This window comes from Clostridium sp. AM34-11AC (assembly GCF_003435375.1).
Taxonomy (GTDB): domain Bacteria; phylum Bacillota; class Clostridia; order Lachnospirales; family Lachnospiraceae; genus Pilosibacter; species Pilosibacter fragilis.
In genome coordinates, this window is record NZ_QWGL01000043.1 from 1 (window position 1) to 19,416 (window position 19,416).

The window sequence follows — 19,416 nt, forward strand, 5'->3', positions numbered from 1 at the left end:
ATTAGCCACTACTGTTACAACGTTAGTATAGCACTTCAAAGTACCTGTGTTCCCACGGAGCAACGGATGTAAATTCCGGAGGAAATTCCCAAAAGACCCGAAACGACCAAATAGCCAGTTTCGAGTTGATGAAGCACAAGTGGGGCAAATATTTTGACTATCAGTTAAAGACCAACAAGATATATGTGAGGGTTAGGAGGTAGCATCCGTAAATAAACGGAACTACCTCTTATTTTTACTGATATTTCCTTGACTTTACAGGAGGTTATGCTACGATACGCCAAAGTTAAAGGAAAAGGAGGTCTATTATGGCTTACAGATTAGAAACAAGAAGCGGTCACAATATGTTCACGATGGCATCTCTCTTGCAGAAAGCAATCCGCAGGGGAGATAAGGAAAGGGCAGGATATGCAGCAATGGAATTATTCGGCTCCTACCACACAATGCTGTGGAATAGAATAATGACCGTATCATGCGAGGATTGTTGGGGTATTTTGGCAAAGGAGATAGTTGCTCTGAGGTACACCGATGATGTCAGAAACCGTAACCGAAAAGGATACGAGAAAGACACCCGGTATGTATCGCAGGCAATTACGCTTTTATGCGATGCCAAAAAGAGCAGAGATGCTTGCTATTATGCCTGTAACTTCGTCCTCCAAACCTATGTTACAGACCCGGGCGAGTTGTCAAAGGAATTTGTACAACAGACTGTAAGGGAAATCGAGAGTGTAGCAGATGACGCTCTCGAGATTAAGAACATCAGCGGAGAGGTAGGGGAATGGGAAGTTCCCGAGTCCTCATTTGAGGGAGAACAGATGTCTATATTCGATATGACTTCTATTCCCGGCGATGAAGAACTTACTATCAATCCGGATGATGATAAGAAAACCAAGTGTGAAATGTGGGCGGCATATCTCAGAAAAGGAATCAGAACCCTTGATATGGAACTGGCAGGGTATGCCATTCATAATCTGAGACAGACTGATTTATCCTACGCTTGGAAAACATTGTATGTAATCTCCCGAAACGAATGTAAAGGCATTCCGACAAGGGAGATTGTTTCATTGAAACAGTCTGATGATTATGTAAACAAGAACAAAGGACTGGATAAGAGAGATGAAATCTACATCTGCAAAGGTATCATGGTACTCATGTATCAGATATGTGGCAAATTCAGCAGCACTATTGGAAATGACATTATGGATGCAGAGTTCCTTGTGAGATGGGATGACCACGAGTTTATCGACATCAGAAACTGCAATCTCCCGGATGACATTGTACCGGAATGGGTTTACGATGTTCACACCATAAGAGGGAAGAAAGCGGGAAAGACTGATTGGGGAATGAACTTAGTGGAGCAGGAGGCATTATCTCCATTACAGGTATCGTTCTTCGATGAGGGAAGTTGGCAACCTCGATACGAATACAAGCATCTGCATGATTTGTGTACCGAGGGAGAGTATCGGGAGATGCTCGAATACAGTAAGACCCGCAAAGGAAACCCTGTGGATAAAATTCAAGATAAATACTGATTTTTCTATTGACTTGGCAGGAGGCTATGTTATCGTACGACCGTCAAATAAAACAAATGCGAGGTGGTCGTTATGATAAAGAAAACAGATATAGTCAGAGAGGCAGTTCGAGAGGGAGACTTCAAGAAAGCACTCAGAATAGCCAAAGGATTTAGAATCAATATCACGGTGGCAGACAGAGACAAGATGAGCAGAGCGTATGAGTGCATTGTTCATCCGGAGTTTTACAGACAGATAGGAACAGACATCCCCAAGGCGATAGCCGAAGGTAAGGAGGTAGTAAGTCGCCTGTATGGGGCGTGAGCCGCCCAAACTGAATAGCCAAAGAAAGTATCAAGGAGTCGAATAGGAGCGAAGCGAGTTCCTATATCGGCTCCATTTTGGTATGTAGGAAAGGTGGTGAGCGAGTTGTGGCTAAGAAAAAGGCAGAAAAACCTACCGAAAATGCGTCATCTGAGCATCCCGGCACACAGAATTTAGTTCCGGTGCGAACCAAAGAGGAAGCAAGGGAGCGTGGTAGGAAAGGCGGTCTGAAATCTGCGGAGGTTCGCAGGCAGAAAAAAACGATGCGAGACATGGCAAAAAGCATCATGGAGACGACAGTTTCGGAGCAGATGGGTAATGTCAGAGACACGCTCGCTCGTATGGGTTTGGAAGAGAATGACATGACCTACCAAGCCGCAGTTGTTGTCAGACTCATACAGAAAGCAATGGTCGAGGGAGACACCTCAGCTATTCGTGTATTAGGAGAACTGACAGGAGAACTGAACAGGTTCGGATACATCGAGGCAGATGACCCGGATGTGATTGAGTTACAGTATCCGGCAATCCTCATACCGGAGAACGGCAGGGATGAACCAAAGCAGAATGTTCTCGGACCGCAGGCAGGTCCTCAGACGATGTTCATGGCATCCTCAGCCGACATTGTTATTTATGGTGGTGCGGCAGGTGGAGGCAAGACCTACGCACTGTTGCTCGAGGCATTGAGACACAAGGATGTCAAAGGATTTGGTGCTGTTATCTTCCGAAAGAATTTCACACAGATTACCGCTGAGGGTGGTTTGTGGGATGCCAGTACCAAGATATTCTCGCAAGTGCCGGATGCACACCAACGAAAGACGCCGAAACTCCATTGGAAGTTCGATGCCGGAGCGAAGTTGACATTCGCCCACTTGGATAGAGAGGAGGATTTGCTTGCGTGGCAGGGTACTGAAATTGCATATCTTGCCTTTGATGAGTTGACACACTTTACCAAGCATCAGTTCCTGTATATGCTATCCCGAAACCGAAGTACCTGCGGCGTGAAACCGTATGTGCGTGCCACCTGTAACCCGGACTCAGATAGTTGGGTGGCAGATTTCATATCATGGTGGATAGACCAAGATACCGGATACCCTATTCGAGAACGAAGCGGGGTTGTCCGGTATATGTGTGTTTTGAACGATGTTATCTATTGGGGAGATTCGCCCGAAGATTTGGCAGATAAGTATGATATTCCTCCTACTGATTGTAAGTCCGTAACATTCATAGCGAGCCGACTGGAAGATAACAAGATTCTGATGACATCCGACCCATCGTACCTGTCGAACTTAAAAGCCATGACCGAGGTTGATATGGAACGACTGCTCTATGGTAACTGGAAGATTAAGGCACAGGCAGGACGGTACTTCAAGAGGACACAGGTTACAATCATTGCTGAGGCACCGAATGACATCATCATGTGGTGTCGTGCATGGGATTTGGCTGCAACCGATGAGGATGAGAATGGAGATGCCGATTTGACAGCCGGAGTTCTTATGGGATTGAGAAAAGGAGGAACGGTAGTCGTTCTGAATGTTATCAACCAAAGGATAAAAGCCGGAGATGTCGAGAAGTTGGTTTACAACACGGCACTCATCGACCGTCAGAGGTATGGATACCAGTACATCGTCAGAGTTCCTCAAGACCCCGGACAGGCAGGCAAGGTCCTCGCAGGGCAGTATGTCAAATTACTGTCCGGCTTTAATGTCAAGACACTGCCAGTCAGCGGTAGCAAGGAACTGAGAGCAACACCATTCGCCGCACAATGGCAGAATGGCAATGTCGAAGTTCTCCTCGGAGATTGGAATGAGGAGTATTTCAGTCAGTTAGAGTCGTTCCCGGAGTCAAAACACGATGATATGGTAGATGCGTCATCAGATTCCTTTAACGAACTGACGAACAACACATTTGATATTGATGCTCTCCTGTAATGGGAGACATTCATATAAAGGCAGAAACGAAACCTTTTTGCATGGATAACAAATTCTCCATCGAAAGATGCCAAAAGGCAGCACAGGGCGGTAACAAAGCCAAACAGGATATTATGAAGCACAATCACAGTCTGAATTTACAGGCTGTTTTTTTGTTGCAGAAAGGAGAACAGACAAGTGGATGAACAGCAGAAAGCCAAACTCGACCAAATGAATAAGCTAAGGCGAGGAGCGGCAATCATCGAAGGAACTCAAGACAAGTTCCGGCAGGACGGATACACGAACCTGCTTAATAAGTATGGCACAGCACAGGATAACTCGACTGCATACACCTACGAGCAGGAACCTGTGGTATCGGACCTCGAACTCATTCGATTGTATGAGGGAAACGGTCTGTTCACTAAGATAATCGACCGACCATCCGAAGAGGCTGTGAAGCATGGATTTGACATCGACTATGGAGATGAAGATATTACCGAGTATGTCGATAAGCGACTGGATGACTTGGATTTCGAGGACAAATTTGCAACAGCAGAGAAGTGGGCGAGACTCTATGGAGGTTCGCTCATTGTTATGTTATGCGATGACGGAGGTGGACTCGAGGAACCTTTGAATTGGGATAAGGTCACGACCATCGAAGAACTGAGGGTGTTTGAAAGGGCAGTCATACAGGAAGATTACACGACCATGTACAACTTCCATTTCTTCGACACGATGCACAGCGACAAGCCATTCGGACAGCCGGAGTATTACCACATCTACTCGATGTATGGATATTTCACGGTGCATTACTCAAGATGCTTGGTATTCAGAAACGGCAGACTTCCGGAGCAGACGACCAATTCCATATACAGATATTGGGGGATGCCGGAATATGTCAAGATTAAGCGGGCATTGCGAGAGTGCATTACATCTCACTCGAATGGCACTAAGTTACTGGAAAGGTCAGTACAGGCAATCTACAAGATGAAAAACCTTGCCAACCTGCTTAGTACGGAAGATGGAGAAAACAAAGTTCTCCAAAGATTACAGGTTATTGATATGGCACGAGGCATCCTCAACTCAATGGCGATTGACGCTGAGGGAGAGGACTACGACTTCAAGACATTGCAGATGTCGGGAGTCAAAGATGTCATTGATACGACCTGCAATATGCTTTCAGCAGTAACGAACATTCCACAGACTATATTGTTCGGTCGCTCCCCGGCAGGAATGAATGCCACCGGAGACAGCGACCTCGAGAACTACTATAACATGGTTGAGAATATTCAGAAGCAGAACATGAAAGCCAATGCCCGAACAGTAATCGACCTCATCCTCAAACAGGGATTGATTGAGGGGAAGATACCGGAAATCCCTAAGTACAAGATGAAGTTTGCTGCACTGTGGTCCTTGTCCGACACAGAGCAGGCAGACATTGCTCAGAAGAAAGCAACCACTGAACAGACCAAGGCTCAGACAGCACAGGTTTATATCGACTCCGGTGTGCTTGACCCATCAGAGGTCAGAAGTTCCCTTGCAACTGAGGGAGAGTTCGACATCGAGGAGGTCATCACAGAAGATGACCTCAATCTGCCGGAAGATACATTCTCCCCGACAGAAATGTCGGGAACATCCGAGAGCGATGACTTCGATTTGCAGTTCAAGAGCGAAGCGGAGGATGGCACAGATTATGGAGGAGCCGCAGTCCTCGTTATCAAGAATGGCAAAATCCTATGTGCAAGCCGCAGGTCATCGGAAGGTATCTGCGGACCGGGCGGTCACATCGAGGACGGAGAAACGCCCGAGGAGGCAGCACTCAGAGAGGCACAGGAGGAGTTTAATATTGTTCCCCTAAACATTCTACCTTTGGGAGTTTATAAAAGCAGAACAGGCTCATATTGCGATTCTATGATATATTTCACAGACCAATTCACAGGAACTCCGGAAGCAGATGGAGTTGAGATGCTGAATGAGAGATGGTTGTCACTGGAAGAGTTAAAGGGCAAGTTCCTGTTTCCCCCATTCGAGGAGTCACTCAAGATGCTCGAGGATTTGCTCGGGAGGTAAGGAGGTGGTTTCGTGGATGAGGAAGTAATCAGAAAGCAGACAATCCGAAAGGTTGGCAGGAAGTTCTACGGACACGACAGCCTGTATAGCAAGTACACACCCCAGATACCGGAAGCGGCAGAGCGTGAGTATATGCGGATGACAAATGAATATATGCGGCTCCTCAAGGAAGAACTGGAAGAAAATCTTCCGGAACTCAAGGAGTCGTACAAGGCAAACAGAGATGAATTGGTGGCTGACAACCGGAGAATGGATGCAGCCACTGATTTAATGTTAAAGGTCAACGAACTGTTCACAAGGATGAAATCAAACCTGTTGAAAAAGACGGTTGGATTTGGTCTGAGGAGGAGACTTGAGTCGCTGGCTCATCTCAACAGGAAGCTGACCGTCAAGGAGTGGAAGCGAGCAATCAAAGCAACTCTCGGTATCGACATCAGAGAGGACTATTACCTCGGGGAGTTCTATTCGGAGCAGTTACTGGAATGGGTCAAACAGAATGTAGACCTCATCTCCACGATACCGGAGGATACTCTCGACAAAATGAAAGACATTGTTTATGACGGCTACACGAATGGAAAGACCACGACCCGGATGGTTAAGGATATTCAGAGAGTGTACCGGATAAGCAAGCGGCACGCCACTCTGATTGCTCGAGACCAAACAGCAAAACTCAACGGACAGATACAACGGTATCAGCAAATGGACGCAGGCATCACGGAGTATATATGGTGTACCTGCGGAGACGAGCGTGTCCGAGAAAGCCACAGGTCCTTGAACGGCAAGAAGTTCAGTTGGAGTTCTCCTCCTACAAATTCAGATGGTCGTTCGTGCCACCCGGGAGAAGATTACCAGTGCCGATGTATCGGCAGACCTGTATTCAACAAGAACACGCTGAACCTTCCGGTGGATGACAGCGTGAATATCACTATCAAGTAGATTGGAGGTATAGAACATGGATGAAGCAATCAGAAACCTGTGCCTTGCACTGAAAGGCGAGGCAGATACGGTCATCGGATGCACAGATAGGTTAGCATCCCTGCCGGACGGTTCCAACAAAGCGGCTCAGACCCTCGATATGATACGACTTGATGGAGTTGCACATATTCAGAGTCTGACTCTTGCTATTACGGAATTTATGTCCGATGGCTCCGCAGACAGCGGAGGCTCTGATGAGTAACAAGGAAGGATGCACGGACAGAACCGCAGACATGGCTATCGCCCATGTATCCAAAGAAGAGAAAGCCATGAGAAAAGGAGGGCATAAGACCAATGGAAACAAGAGATGCACCAAAACTGAGGAGAGTCAGAAGATTAGACAGCATCCGACTCGATAAGAACGATTCAACTTATTTCACGAATGAGGGGTATTTGGTAGACCACCCGATACTGACATCCTGTGGAATATTTGAATATACAAATCCCGATGGCAGTATCCGTAGGGAGTTGCGATTACCTAAGTATGTGTTCGATGAGAACTCATTGAAAACCTATCGTGGTAAGCCAATCATCATCACTCACGATGCAGGAGTCGTGGACAAGAACAATGTTGATAAGGAACAGATAGGAACCATACTTTCAGACGGTTACGAAGATGGAGAAGATGTCCGTGCGGAAATCATTATCCACGATACAGATTCCATGCAAAAGTGCGGTCTCAAGGAGTTGTCCTTGGGATACAACCTCGATTTGGTTGAAGAGCCGGGAGTGTGGAAAGGTCAGCCGTATGACGCAATTCAGACGAATATCGTCATCAACCACCTTGCACTTGTTGCATCTGCGAGAGCAGGAGAACAGGCAAGATTGAACATTGATGGGTCTGATGAACCCGAACTAAAAGGAGGTAAAGCAATGGCAAAATCAACAAATTCCCGCCGTGCAGACGGTGGGGCAATGTCTCCGGAAGAACTCGAAAAAGCCATCGAAGCCTACAAGACAAGAAAGGCTCAGAGAGCATCCGCAGACGAAGAGGAAAAAGAGACACCTGCCGCTGAGGCAGATGGCGATGCAGCCGAAGAGAACTCCACTCCTGCAACTGAGGAGGAACAGGCTGCTGATGGCGAGGGAGAAGATACTCCGGCAGAAGAGGAAAAGGGCAGCACTCCGGCAGACATCGCTCAGACGGTTAAAGACCGCAGAGACAGAAGAGATGCTGAGGACGACCCGGAAGATGCCAACGCTGCTATGGGAGTTATCGCACAGCAGGATGAGGATATTGATATGCTCCTCGCCGCTCTCGAGAAAGTCCTTGCTGAGATGAAAGGCAATGCTGATGGCGAGGAAGAGGAAAAAGAGACTAAGGAAGATGGCTGCGATGAAGAGGGCGAGGAAGGGAATAAAGACAGTTCCGATGACGAGTCCAAGTCCTTAAATGCAGACTCTGCGGATAAGATTGTTCGTCAGAGATTAAGCATCTGCCGTGTTGGAGACAAGCTCAACATGGATGGTCTCGAGGACATGAGCATCAAGCAGGCCAAGAAAGCGATTATCGCCAAAGTCCTGCCTACAATGCGTATGGATGGTAAGTCCGATGCTTACATTGATGCGATGTATGACCTTGCTGTGAATGAGACCAACAAACACAAGGGAGTTGCGTATCAGAAACAGCAGATGATGGCACAGACTCCGAAGAGAAGAGCAGACTCCAGCGAGAGTATGGCAGCAAACTCAAGAAAGAACATGATTGCAAGAGAAGGAGGTAATGAGTAATGGCAGCACAGCTTAATTACAATTATGGCACCCCGAAGGGTGTACCGGGCGGAAAGTTCGACATCGCATTTGACGAGGTTGTAACCCGCAAGAATGAGAATGAAGATGGCGTTATGAAGTACGGTCTTGCCGTAGCAGTGGGAACGGATGCAGGTAATGGCATCAAGGTTCCTGTTACTGGCACAACTGCCGCACAGATTGAGGGTATCACAATCGCACTGCCTAACACCGAGCAGGATATGGCAGGCAAAGTTGTTGTCAAGAAGAACGCATCCCTCAGTGTTATGAAGAAAGGCAACATTTGGGGCAGACTTGCCACAGGTGCTACTCCTACCTATGGAACAAAGGCTTATGTTATTCCGGAGGGAGACGAAGCCGGAACATTCACGCACGCAGCCGATAACGGCAAGAGTGATAGCGGCAAGGTTGAATACCTTGACATCAGTGCTACATTCGGCAACGCATCTGATGACGGCATTGCTGTCATCGTACTTTAATCTAAGGAGGTAAGAAAGAATGAGCAAAAATTACAATCCCGAAATGCCATCCACTGGCTACGATGTCGCAGACCTTGCGGCATTAAAGGCATCAAATCTGATGCCTGCACTCAAGGAGGACAGACTTTGCAGATTCGACAGCACAGATGATGCCTCTATCTTCTTTGCGAGAGAACTGGACTACATCAAGTCTAAGTCCTACGACAAGATTTATCCGGAGTTCACTGCTCTGAATAATTTCCCTATCACACACGAAGTACCGGAAGGTGCCGAGTCCATGACATACTACTCTTACGAGAGAACCGGTATGGCTGCAATCATCAGCAACTATGCTACTGACCTCCCGAGAGCAGATGTTAAGGGTGCTCCATCTACTGCATTTGTTAAGTCTATCGGTACATCCTACGGATATTCGGTACAGGATATGAGAGCGAGCCGTATGGCAGGAAAGTCTCTCGATACTCGCCGTGCTGATTCTGCAAGATACGCAGTAGACCGCACAACCAATGTCATCGCATTTGCGGGCGATAAGCAGAACAACCTTGTCGGAGTTCTGTCTACCGACAACAACATTCCTCTTTACACTCTCAGCGAGGTTGAGGATGAGAAGGGAGTTAAGCATACTGACTTCAAGCATAAGACAGCATCTCAGATTCTTGATGACATCAACGGTATGTTTGCATACCAGGCGAAGATTACCAAGGGCGTTGAACACGCTGATACTCTGATGCTCCCTCACAGCGTCTACATCGACATCTCCACTCGTCAGATTCCAAACACAGGATATACGGTACTTCGTTTTCTCAAGGAGAACGCACCGTACCTCAAGGACATAGTGTCTGCACCGGAGTTAGAGACAGATGCTGAGGATACGAACCCTTACAAGAAGGGCGTTATGTTCCTGTATACGAACTCTGTCGATAAGTTCAGTCTCGAGATTCCGATGCCGTTCTATCAGTATCCGTTACAGAACAGAAACCTCGAAATAATCGTTCCTTGCGAGGAGCGTGTCGCAGGTTGCATCATTTATTATCCGCTCTCTGCACTCATTGCAGTCGGAGCGTAGTCTGAAAGAAGGAGGAAATGCGAAATGGCAATTAAGATGACGAATTTATCTGAAAAGGTAATTGGAGTTGGCGAGGTAACAGTACTTCCGGGGGAAACCAAGGAAGTACCTGTTGCTTTTGAGACAAGTCCTATCTTAGAAGTGTATAAGAATATGGGGTTAGTATCCCTGTCCGGAAAGGCAACAGCCGCTACAAAGGCTGCCACCGAGAAGAAAGCCGAGGAAGAGAAAGCAAAGGCTGAGGCAGAAGCCAAAGCTGCCGCCGAGAAGAAAGCAAAGTTAGACTCTCTCAAGGATGCGTCCGATGAGGAAGTTGCCGCTCTTGCACAGGAACTCGGCATCAACCCGGCAGAGTGCAAGGACCTCGCAGATGTACGCAAAAAGGTAAAGGCTGCTCTCAGCAAATAAGTTGAGGAGGTGGCTTTATGAATGCCTTAGAAATATTCCGGATGGTTGCAAAGGAATTTGATGACCTGCCGGATGAAGATGTAGTCAACGATGACGGCAAGGTTACTCAGCATGGCGTCAAATCGTTTATCGAACTGTACTCAGACCAAATCAGCGAGAAGAGGTTCGGAAAGTCGTACCAAAAGGCATTGGCATATCTGACCGCTCACAAGTTGAAGATGAATGGGTATGGAGACACCGGAACAGGAACCATTGCAGACTCACTCAGAGTTGGCTCATATTCAGAGGGCGAAACCTCAATCAGTTATACGACCGGACAACAGACGAATCTCCAAGTCGATGCGGAATATGCACTTACCGTATATGGCTTGGAGTTTCTTACGCTCCGGAGAAACGCAATCATCCCGATTGTATCAGCAGGAGAGGCTCAATGAGTGTGAGAATTACCGACACCGTGACAGCGGACGGCAGAAAGTTTCAGAAAATGCTCAAGGAACTGGCAGAAAAGGAAGTGCGAGTCGGATTCCAACATGGCAAAGCCACGGAGGAGGACGGCACAGACATCTGCGACATTGCAGCATGGAACGAACTCGGAACTGTGCATATTCCGGCTCGTCCGTTTTTGCGTATGAGTGTTGATGACAACACATCAAAGATTAAAAGCTTCTTACAGGAGAAGAGAAAAGACCTCGTAAGAGGTGTTTCTGCCGAACAGGTCCTCAAGGAGATAGGGATTTTTCAGAAAGACCTTATCCAAGAGAAGATTACGGACGGCAGTTTCGCACCAAATGCGGCATCGACTGTCAAGAAGAAAGGTTCATCCAAACCATTGATTGATACTGGACGAATGAGACAGTCGGTCAATTACGAAATTAAGCAGAAGGGAAGTGGAGACTGATGAACTTCTTAAAGAAGAATTACACGCTGAGGCGTTATTCAGAGCCTAAATATGTTCAAGGGTATTCTTCTATACCTTACGAAGATTTAACGCTCCCTATGGATATACAGACCTTAGAGGACACCATACAGACCGAAGAGGACGGTAGGAAATCAGTTCAGAAGCTGAAAGTATTCTGTGACTACGAGATTTTGGCTGAGGATGAGCATAAAAAGCAGAAAGCAGACCGTGTTTGGTTTCAAGGGAAGTGGTTCGAGTGCCTGTCAAGCAGGTTAAGTGAGAACACGCCGCTGAAACACTGGACGGCAACATTCGTACAGTGCTTGGATGCCGAAGATGGTCCACAACAGGAGGGCGAATAATGAACATGGAGAATGTAGAGTCGGTCATCTACGATGTTACGGCTGAGTTCTTCCACGGTGCTACGGTCATTTGGGCGGAGCAGGTAAATACGAAACCGGATTTACCGTATGTGACACTCAAGACAGGAAACCTCAACAGAACTCGCTTTCCAGTGGTAGATGATGACGGAAACAGGTTTTATCCGTGTAGTACATTACTCGAGATAAACCTGTACACCAAAGGCAAGGCGGTTACGGTGGCAGAGAATGTTACCGGAAACTATGCCAACACAGCCGCAAGCGATTTGCAGGATTTCTTCAATTACCTCGACTCCGAGGGGATTGTGGACAAACTGGCAGCACACGGCATGGATATATCTCTCGAACCGCCTGTGAGGGATTTGACAAATTTGCAGAATGACAGTAAGTACCGTTACCGAGCAATGGCTGAGGCAACGGTTTCTTTTTCTCAAGAAGCAAATGGTCGTTACGGAATTGGTGGCATGGATGCTCCAAACGCATCCGGAGGCGGCTCTGCTGAGATGGCAGATGCAACATCGGGTGTCATCGAGGAAGTAGAAATTTCAGAAGAAACCTATGAAGGAGGTAAAGCATAATGAAGAACAATCCATTAGATGACATCATCAAGTGCGATGTCGAGATTTCAAATCCGGGTTCAAGTGATGTGAGTTTCGACAGTATCCTCTTGGTGGTAGCCGGACCCGCTGCAAAAGGCACAGCAACAATCTCCGGCACGACAGCAATCAGCAAGGCTGATGAATTACTTAACTATGGTTACAAGACCGACAGTCCTGCATACATCGCTGCAACGGTTGCTTTTTCTCAGAACCCATCTCCGGATGAACTGTATATCATTGTCCGTGAAAAGACTGCTGAGAAAAGCGCTTATGAAGATGTCGATACTACGCTTGCAAGAGCGAATAGTGAGGCATCATTCTACGGCATCCACCTCACGGAGTTCAGAGACAGTACGGATATTGAGGCTGCAAAGACTTGGGCGGAGGCAAACGAGAAGTTGTACGCATTTGAGTACACGGACATCAACTCTTGTCCGGTAGAGAATTCCGGTTTCTACCGTACATTCGGTATTTTCTCCGGACTCGCAGATGGTTATGCAGCAGAAGAACAGCCTGTTGAAAACCAGTATGCAGCACTGGCTTGGATGGCTAAGTGTTTCGGATATGACCCGGGAACTGAGACATGGAACCTCAAGGAACTGGCAACAATCGCTCCTACGAAGTTGTCAACGGAGCAGAAGGAAGCACTGGGAGCAAAGAATATCAACACATTTCTCCGCTATGCAGGATGCAACTGTGCAATGGGCGGCATGACCCTTGCGGGAGAGTGGATTGATGTTATCCGTTTCAGAGACTGGCTCAAGAATGAGTTGCAGATTAGAACATTCAATGCCCTCAAGACCAACCGCAAGGTTCCGTTTACTGACGGAGGTATCGGTCTGATTGAGGGAGTTATGGACTCCACTCTCAAGGATGGGCAGGACATCGGAGGCATCGCTCCTACGGAGTATGACGATGACGATAATCCTATCTATGGATATTCGGTCACTGTTCCAAAGGCATCCGACCTCACGGAGGCAGAAAGAAAGTCGAGAAAACTTACAGGATGCAAGTGGTCTGCTCGACTCGCAGGAGCAATCCATGCAGTAGAAATCAGCGGCAACTTGACATTCTAAGGAAGGAGGATAAAGGACAATGAGTAAAGTTACTACTTACAATCCTAAGAAAGTTACCTGTGCATTAGGTAGACACATCGTTTCCGGCTTTGCGGATGACTCATTCATCAGCATCGAACCTGCGGGCGATGGTACTTCCTATGTCGTTGGTGCGGATGGAGAGATTGCTCGAAGCATCGACCCTTCCAATGTCTACACGATTAAGCTGGCACTGTTACAGGCATCCGCTACAAACAAGTACCTGCAAAAGATGTACGACAAGGACAAGAAAGACGGCACAGGCACATTCAGTGTGAACATTGCCGACCTGCTCGGAAACGAGAAGTTCACAGGCTCAGTTGCGTGGGTTACAAAACCCGCATCATGGGCGAGAGGTAAGGCACAGGGCAACCGTGAATGGGAAATCGCCGTAGGCGAAGGACAGTTCAAGTAAGGAGGAAATGAAACATGGCATTGAAACAGATGGAAGCAAAAAAGGTAACTGTTGGCGATAACAGTTTTCACATCAAGCCGTTCCCGGCATTTAAGGCGGCAAATCTTACAGGGGAGTTAGCGTCTGTGCTGTCTCCCCTTATTGGTGCGATTGCACCGCTTGTCGGGGATGGAGACTTGATGGATGTAGATGTAAATAAGGCTGCTGAGGCACTGTCAACATCAACCGTAATCAACGGAGACAGATTGGAGGCTCTGATGAAGAAACTCCTGCTTGGCGGCAATATTGTTATTGAATATGAGGACGAAGAGGGCGAGAGACAGCAGGATGTACTCGATAAGGACCTCGCTGATGAAGTGTTCTGCGGCAATGTGCAGGATATGTTCGTTCTCTGCGTTCATGTAATAAAGTTGAACTTCAACGGTTTTTTCGAGAAGTTAGCCACCCTATCTGGGAAAGCCGAACAGGTGGCTGCCAAGACTCCGAGGAAGATATTGTAAAGTTCGGCAAGTTTGATTATTCACAATTCAGTGAGTTGGAACTCCGGTGTTACATCCTCATCAAGGCGGGAATGGTATCTATGACCGAATTGCAAGAGGTTTACACTCTCGATGAAATGCTGAAATTATACGCACTGTATTCTATGCAGTTAGATATTGAGAAAGGGAGAGCAGACGAACTGGAAAGGAGGTCTTGATAAGTGACGATTAGAGATATATCTGTCGCTTTCGGCTTCGATGTGGACCGTGCATCCCAACAGCAAGCAGAGAACAGCATAAAAGGTATCAAGAATATGGCGACCAAACTCTTAGGAAAGATTGCGGTCGTCTTTTCTGTTGCCAAGCTGACATCGTTTGCCAAGGATTGCGTGGAAGCAGCGTCAAATGTCGAAGAGATGGAGAATAAATTCAATGTCGTATTTGGAGACATGGCTGATGAAGTTGATAAATGGGCGGAGCAATTCGCAGATTCGGTCGGTCGAAACAAGAACACGATTAAGACCTACTTGGCAGACCAACAGAACTTGTTGGTAGGATTTGGTATGACAAGAGAGGAGGGCTCAAAACTCTCAGAGCAGATGACAACCCTCGCTCTCGATATTGCATCATTCTCGAACCAAGACGAAGATGTGGCAGTTAATGCCATGACTAAGGCTGTTATGGGAGAGAGCGAAGCAGCAAAGACTCTCGGTGCAGTTCTGAATGATACAACACGAGCCGAAACGATGGCAGCACTCGGAATGTCGGGTACATACGACAGCCTGTCTCAGTTGGAGAAGATGCAGGTAAACTACAATGCAATCCTGCGGCAGTCTCCCGATGCAGTCGGAGATTGCGTCAGAAGTATGGGTTCGTATGAGTCATCTACAAGGCAGTTAAAGGCTGCACAGGAAGAATTTAAGGAGTTTATCGGCGGTCAGTTGCTTCCGGTAATGTCTGTATTCGTTCAATGGGTAACGAAAGGCGTGAAAGCGGCAACAAAATTTGCCAAAGCAATCCTACTGGATGCTGACGGTAACAATCGTATCCTGCGGTCATTCGATAGGATACACGCAGTCGTGAAAAGACTGCAACCTGCTATGGAGAGGTTCACATCCTCGATGAAGAACGGTATCAACAAAGCCACCGACACGATAAAGAACATCATCAATCGGTTCGGAGGTATGGAAAATGCCATGAAGTTGCTTGCGATAATCGCAGGTGCTTTTATCATAGCGATGAATTGGAGCAAAATCATAGGCGGAGCCAAGGCTTTTTTGTCTCTCATACAGGGAATGGGAAAGCTATTTTCGTTTGCCAATCTAAAGATACTCGGCATAGTTGCCATAATTGTAATACTGGCACTGATAGTTGAGGATTTTATCAATTTCCTCATGGGAAATGACTCACTGATTGGTACAATATTCGACAAGGCAGGTATTGGGGCAGACAATGCCCGACAGGCAATATTTAACGCATTCAATAAGGTCAAGGAGTTCCTGCTAAATGTATGGGATTTGCTCAAGACTGCGGCGGGAATGTGGATAGATACAGTCAAAGGTTTCTTTGAAAGGCACGGAGAGCAGATAAGGAAAAACTTCGAGAGAGTGTGGGGAATAATCAGTACCCTGCTCAATGGTGTTTGGACTTTCATTACTCAGCTTGCTGCCACACTGTTCGGAGGTACGGAAGATGAGATTAACGGCTCGCAGGAAAGTACCAAAGATAAGATACTGGCGATTTGGCAGGCTATCCTTGATACACTGTCATCTATATGGGATGCATTATTCGCTGTGGCGAATGCAATATTTAATGCGGTAGCCACGGTTATCGAAACTGTATTCAAATGGATACAGGCATTTTGGAACAGTTGGGGTTCTGAGATACTTGCATGGTTCAAAGGACTGTGGGATAACCTCGGACAATTCCTCAATGGATTTCTAACGGTACTCGAAGGAGTAGCCAATTTTATAAGTTCTGTATTTACAGGAAACTGGTCGGGAGCATGGGAAGCCATCAAGCAGGTATTTTCCGGAATTTGGGATATGATTACGGCAATTCTGCAACAAGCGTGGAACACGATTTCGACCGTATTAACGATAGGCTTAGGAGTCTTGCAATCATTATGGAATGCAATTTGGACTGCTATTTGTAATTTCTTTCAAGGAATATGGAATGGCATCGTATCGTTTATAAGCGGTATTTGGTCCACAATCACAGGAGTTATCTCCGGAGCGATAAATGGCATATACAGTGTCGTATCATCGGTACTGTCGGCTATATCGTCGTTCTTCAGCAACATATTCAGCGGCATCGCATCGTTTGTCTCAATTACATTCAGTAATATGGTATCGGGAGTTACCGGATTTGTTGGCAACATCAAAAATGCCATTGTGAACGGACTGACAGCAGCGATAGACTGGATAAAAGGACTGCCAAGCCAAGCACTGAAATGGGGGTCTGACATCATAGATGGAATTGTCAGCGGTATCAAGGGAGCCATCGGAAAAGTTACCGATGCAGTTAAGGGAGTGGCTGATAAGATTAAGTCGTTCCTGCACTTCTCCGTACCGGATGAAGGACCTCTGACAGATTACCAGTCGTGGATGCCCGACTTCATGGGCGGACTGGCGGACGGTATTTCAGCAAGTGAGGATACTGTTCTCGATAAGGTCAAAGGTGTAGCGAGCGGCATCAAGACATTGATGCAAGGAGCAACAGCGTCTGCGGCAACGGCTGCAAGCAGTCAAGTAAATAATACGACCTCCAACATGACGCAGAATGTCAACATCAATAACAGTTATTCCGGAGGAAGTACAGAAACTCAGAAAAATGTGTCTAAGGCAATGAATAAGTCAGCCGTAGATGCGACAACACAAATGGCAAGAGGACTTGCCTATGCAAGGGGGTAGGTTATATGGCAAGAAAATTGCAACCTGTTTCGGTGTGGGGGATAGAGTTTGATGCTCTCATAGATGAGACCAAAAGTATGACCTCCACAATTCCGGAGTACCCGGTTGAAAAGGGATTTCCGGTGTCAGATACGATTATCAATGACCCGCTCTCGGTGTCAATGACGTTGTATCTGACAAATACTCCTGTCACATGGTTATACCGCCATGGTACATCCAATGACAGAGTGAACCAAATCTGCGATATGATTCAGCGGAAATGGTTTGATAAGCAACTCACAAAGATAGTAACCTCTGATGTGATATATATGAATATGGGTATCACGAGCATCAGTATCAAGAAGTCTACGGACACAGGATACGCTCGTGAGATTTCCATTTCTGCAAAGAAAGTCAGAGTGACAAAGAGGAAAACCGTCAATATACCTCATTATGTACTGAAAGCCGGGGAGACAATGGCAAAAGCAGGAAAGGCATCGACATCCAAGACATCTGCATCATCAACCGCATCGTCAAGCAGTTCTTCCGGCTCATCGGGCGGTTCGGGCAGAAGTGGCAGTTCCTCAAAGTCGAAAAGTAATTCAAAGAAATCCGCTTCAATCCTGTACGGAGCAGCGAGCGGTCTCGGTCTGATTTAGGAGGTGTTGAAATGCTTTATATCACAGTACCGGATATGAATGATAGTGTTTCGACACTCTCCATAGACGGTGTTGAATATGGGTTGAGATTTACCTACAACGAAAAGTATGATTATTGGAGTTTTGGTCTGTATGACGAGAATATGGAACCTATCATTTCTCAGACGAGGATAGTTCCGAATTTTCCGATATTCCATTTCTACACAGAAAGCGATATTCCGAAAGGCATCTTCGGATGTATCTCATCCCTCGATACTGTCGGTAGAAACGCTTTCAAGGATGTGACAGCGGAGTTTGTCTACATACCTACGATTGAATTGGAGGACGATAATTGATATGGCAAACGAAAACTGGATGAGAACCTACACCCTGCGAGCAGGGAAGATGGGAACGAAAGGATTTGAAATTGGAAATGTGAACAGCATCACGGAGGATTGCCTCCATGTTTCGTTTTCGGTAGAGAAGTCGAACGAGGAAAGTCCGAATGACGCAAAAGTTCAGATATGGAACTTGTCGAAACAGAATCTGAGCATACTGGAATCCAAAGACTGCATTGTAGAACTCAAGGCAGGATATGGAAACAACAGGTCTCTGATACTTGTCGGCAATGTATCATCGGCAATCACGACTCTCGACAACGCAGACAGGCTTACAGAACTCACGGTTGTAGATGGTCTCGTAGAACTCAGAGACACGAATATTAAGGTGTCAATCAATGGCAAGGTCAACGGCAAAACGGTCTACAAGAAGATAGCTGCCGCCATGGGACTATCCATCAAGTTCGCTCCGGACTTATGGTTCAGAACTATCCCGAATGGTTTTTCCTATGTGGGAAAGGCAAAGAATGCATTACAGAAGATTGCGAACTACTGCGGACAGAGTTGGTCGATACAGAACCAAGTCATTCATGTTACATGGCCCGGTCGCTCCATTGCGACACAGGGTTATTTGCTTTCGTCCGATACCGGACTCATAAACATCCCGAAAAGAATCACAATCGGCTCGGGTGATGAGTCAAAGACCGGATGGGAAGTTGAGTACCTGCTCAACGGTGCGATAGGAGTTAATGATATTGTCAGACTCAGCAGCGACACCGCAAGCGGGTACTTTTTAGTTCATAAGGTCACGATGGACGGAGACAATATGTCCGGAGACTGGGTATGCACAGCACAGTTGCTGAAAATTGCAGACGCTCCGAAACTTGACAAAAAGGCAGATAGCGGCAGCAAGTCCAAGTCATCCGGGAGTAGTGGAGGTTCATCGGGAAACATCAAGAAAGGCGATAAGGTCAAGGTCATCAGAACTGTCAAACAGGGCAGCAGGACGAGAGGGTATCAGTATTCGGGTGGAATGTTCGTATGTTGGTACTCTGTTTACGATGTGATACAGGTCAAGGGAGACCGAGTTGTTATCGGAATCGGTTCTACCGTAACTGCGGCAGTGAAGATGTCAGACCTCGCCAAAGCATAGGAGTGTTGTGGTCAAGCTTTTTTGTAACACTTGTGGCTAAAA

At 46.8% G+C, this 19,416-nt stretch carries 21 protein-coding genes; all 21 read left to right on the plus strand.

Translation table 11 applies throughout. The features are described from left to right. Nucleotides 1-308 precede the first annotated feature (308 nt). The 21 genes from DW826_RS16110 (at nt 309) to DW826_RS18745 (ending at nt 19,374) form a co-directional block, all read left to right on the plus strand. The gene (locus DW826_RS16110; RefSeq protein ID WP_117553202.1) at nt 309-1,532 is read left to right on the plus strand and encodes a hypothetical protein; all 1,224 of its coding nucleotides are present in this window, start codon (nt 309-311) and stop codon (nt 1,530-1,532) included. A gap of 72 nt (nt 1,533-1,604) precedes the next feature. After that, nucleotides 1,605-1,835, plus strand: coding sequence for a hypothetical protein (locus DW826_RS16115; protein WP_117553203.1), 231 nt, complete (start codon nt 1,605-1,607; stop codon nt 1,833-1,835). Between the two features lie 107 nt (nt 1,836-1,942). Next, on the plus strand, nt 1,943-3,763 hold the full coding sequence (terL, locus tag DW826_RS16120; protein WP_242994126.1) for a phage terminase large subunit: 1,821 nt from the start codon (nt 1,943-1,945) through the stop codon (nt 3,761-3,763). A gap of 177 nt (nt 3,764-3,940) precedes the next feature. After that, nucleotides 3,941-5,812 carry a phage portal protein gene (locus DW826_RS16125; protein ID WP_117553204.1) on the plus strand — a complete coding sequence of 624 codons (1,872 nt, stop codon included), beginning with the start codon at nt 3,941-3,943 and terminating at the stop codon, nt 5,810-5,812. A 12-nt stretch (nt 5,813-5,824) separates the two neighbouring features. Then, nucleotides 5,825-6,748 carry a minor capsid protein gene (locus tag DW826_RS16130; protein WP_117553205.1) on the plus strand — a complete coding sequence of 308 codons (924 nt, stop codon included), beginning with the start codon at nt 5,825-5,827 and terminating at the stop codon, nt 6,746-6,748. 16 nt (nt 6,749-6,764) lie between these two features. Continuing rightward, nucleotides 6,765-6,989, plus strand: coding sequence for a hypothetical protein (locus DW826_RS16135; protein WP_117553206.1), 225 nt, complete (start codon nt 6,765-6,767; stop codon nt 6,987-6,989). 92 nt (nt 6,990-7,081) lie between these two features. Beyond that, complete coding sequence (locus DW826_RS16140) at nt 7,082-8,518, plus strand: DUF2213 domain-containing protein (protein ID WP_117553207.1); 1,437 nt, start codon at nt 7,082-7,084, stop codon at nt 8,516-8,518. After that, entirely contained in the window at nt 8,518-9,015 is a 498-nt protein-coding gene (locus tag DW826_RS16145; protein WP_117553208.1) for a hypothetical protein, read from the plus strand. Before DW826_RS16140 ends, DW826_RS16145 begins: the two co-directional genes overlap by 1 nt. A gap of 19 nt (nt 9,016-9,034) precedes the next feature. Next, nucleotides 9,035-10,081: a DUF2184 domain-containing protein gene (locus DW826_RS16150; protein WP_242994127.1), complete on the plus strand. Its 1,047-nt coding sequence runs from the start codon at nt 9,035-9,037 to the stop codon at nt 10,079-10,081. Between the two features lie 24 nt (nt 10,082-10,105). Continuing rightward, complete coding sequence (locus tag DW826_RS18365) at nt 10,106-10,489, plus strand: hypothetical protein (protein WP_181968098.1); 384 nt, start codon at nt 10,106-10,108, stop codon at nt 10,487-10,489. A gap of 17 nt (nt 10,490-10,506) precedes the next feature. Then, nucleotides 10,507-10,923: a DUF4054 domain-containing protein gene (locus tag DW826_RS16160; RefSeq protein WP_117553209.1), complete on the plus strand. Its 417-nt coding sequence runs from the start codon at nt 10,507-10,509 to the stop codon at nt 10,921-10,923. After that, on the plus strand, nt 10,920-11,387 hold the full coding sequence (locus tag DW826_RS16165) for a hypothetical protein (protein ID WP_117553210.1): 468 nt from the start codon (nt 10,920-10,922) through the stop codon (nt 11,385-11,387). Before DW826_RS16160 ends, DW826_RS16165 begins: the two co-directional genes overlap by 4 nt. Next, nucleotides 11,387-11,749, plus strand: coding sequence for a hypothetical protein (locus DW826_RS16170; protein ID WP_117553211.1), 363 nt, complete (start codon nt 11,387-11,389; stop codon nt 11,747-11,749). The genes DW826_RS16165 and DW826_RS16170 overlap by 1 nt, the downstream gene beginning before the upstream one ends. Then, a complete protein-coding gene (locus tag DW826_RS16175) occupies nt 11,749-12,345 on the plus strand; it encodes a hypothetical protein (protein WP_117553212.1) in 597 nt (198 codons plus the stop codon). The genes DW826_RS16170 and DW826_RS16175 overlap by 1 nt, the downstream gene beginning before the upstream one ends. After that, on the plus strand, nt 12,345-13,442 hold the full coding sequence (locus DW826_RS16180) for a DUF3383 family protein (protein ID WP_117553213.1): 1,098 nt from the start codon (nt 12,345-12,347) through the stop codon (nt 13,440-13,442). The genes DW826_RS16175 and DW826_RS16180 overlap by 1 nt, the downstream gene beginning before the upstream one ends. A 19-nt stretch (nt 13,443-13,461) precedes the next feature. Next, complete coding sequence (locus DW826_RS16185) at nt 13,462-13,875, plus strand: phage protein (protein ID WP_117553214.1); 414 nt, start codon at nt 13,462-13,464, stop codon at nt 13,873-13,875. A gap of 14 nt (nt 13,876-13,889) precedes the next feature. Then, nucleotides 13,890-14,375: a phage tail assembly chaperone gene (locus DW826_RS16190; protein ID WP_117553215.1), complete on the plus strand. Its 486-nt coding sequence runs from the start codon at nt 13,890-13,892 to the stop codon at nt 14,373-14,375. 200 nt (nt 14,376-14,575) lie between these two features. After that, a complete protein-coding gene (locus tag DW826_RS16195) occupies nt 14,576-17,266 on the plus strand; it encodes a hypothetical protein (protein WP_117553216.1) in 2,691 nt (896 codons plus the stop codon). Nucleotides 17,267-17,271: 5 nt separating this feature from the next. Then, complete coding sequence (locus tag DW826_RS16200; protein ID WP_147327169.1) at nt 17,272-17,904, plus strand: phage baseplate protein; 633 nt, start codon at nt 17,272-17,274, stop codon at nt 17,902-17,904. Between the two features lie 11 nt (nt 17,905-17,915). Next, on the plus strand, nt 17,916-18,239 hold the full coding sequence (locus DW826_RS16205; RefSeq protein WP_117553218.1) for a hypothetical protein: 324 nt from the start codon (nt 17,916-17,918) through the stop codon (nt 18,237-18,239). 1 nt (nt 18,240) lies between these two features. Next, the gene (locus DW826_RS18745) at nt 18,241-19,374 is read left to right on the plus strand and encodes a hypothetical protein (RefSeq protein WP_242994128.1); all 1,134 of its coding nucleotides are present in this window, start codon (nt 18,241-18,243) and stop codon (nt 19,372-19,374) included. Nucleotides 19,375-19,416 lie beyond the last annotated feature (42 nt).

Coding starts and splice junctions, on each gene's coding strand:
- DW826_RS16165 (WP_117553210.1), top strand. CDS start 10,920: ATGAGTGTGAGAATTACCGACACCGTGACAGCGGACGGCAGAAAGTTT.
- DW826_RS16145 (WP_117553208.1), top strand. CDS start 8,518: ATGGCAGCACAGCTTAATTACAATTATGGCACCCCGAAGGGTGTACCG.
- DW826_RS16180 (WP_117553213.1), top strand. CDS start 12,345: ATGAAGAACAATCCATTAGATGACATCATCAAGTGCGATGTCGAGATT.
- DW826_RS16135 (WP_117553206.1), top strand. CDS start 6,765: ATGGATGAAGCAATCAGAAACCTGTGCCTTGCACTGAAAGGCGAGGCA.
- DW826_RS16160 (WP_117553209.1), top strand. CDS start 10,507: ATGAATGCCTTAGAAATATTCCGGATGGTTGCAAAGGAATTTGATGAC.
- DW826_RS16140 (WP_117553207.1), top strand. CDS start 7,082: ATGGAAACAAGAGATGCACCAAAACTGAGGAGAGTCAGAAGATTAGAC.
- DW826_RS16185 (WP_117553214.1), top strand. CDS start 13,462: ATGAGTAAAGTTACTACTTACAATCCTAAGAAAGTTACCTGTGCATTA.
- DW826_RS16150 (WP_242994127.1), top strand. CDS start 9,035: ATGAGCAAAAATTACAATCCCGAAATGCCATCCACTGGCTACGATGTC.
- DW826_RS16170 (WP_117553211.1), top strand. CDS start 11,387: ATGAACTTCTTAAAGAAGAATTACACGCTGAGGCGTTATTCAGAGCCT.
- DW826_RS16110 (WP_117553202.1), top strand. CDS start 309: ATGGCTTACAGATTAGAAACAAGAAGCGGTCACAATATGTTCACGATG.
- DW826_RS16115 (WP_117553203.1), top strand. CDS start 1,605: ATGATAAAGAAAACAGATATAGTCAGAGAGGCAGTTCGAGAGGGAGAC.
- DW826_RS16175 (WP_117553212.1), top strand. CDS start 11,749: ATGAACATGGAGAATGTAGAGTCGGTCATCTACGATGTTACGGCTGAG.
- DW826_RS18745 (WP_242994128.1), top strand. CDS start 18,241: ATGGCAAACGAAAACTGGATGAGAACCTACACCCTGCGAGCAGGGAAG.
- DW826_RS16200 (WP_147327169.1), top strand. CDS start 17,272: ATGGCAAGAAAATTGCAACCTGTTTCGGTGTGGGGGATAGAGTTTGAT.
- DW826_RS16190 (WP_117553215.1), top strand. CDS start 13,890: ATGGCATTGAAACAGATGGAAGCAAAAAAGGTAACTGTTGGCGATAAC.
- DW826_RS18365 (WP_181968098.1), top strand. CDS start 10,106: ATGGCAATTAAGATGACGAATTTATCTGAAAAGGTAATTGGAGTTGGC.
- DW826_RS16205 (WP_117553218.1), top strand. CDS start 17,916: ATGCTTTATATCACAGTACCGGATATGAATGATAGTGTTTCGACACTC.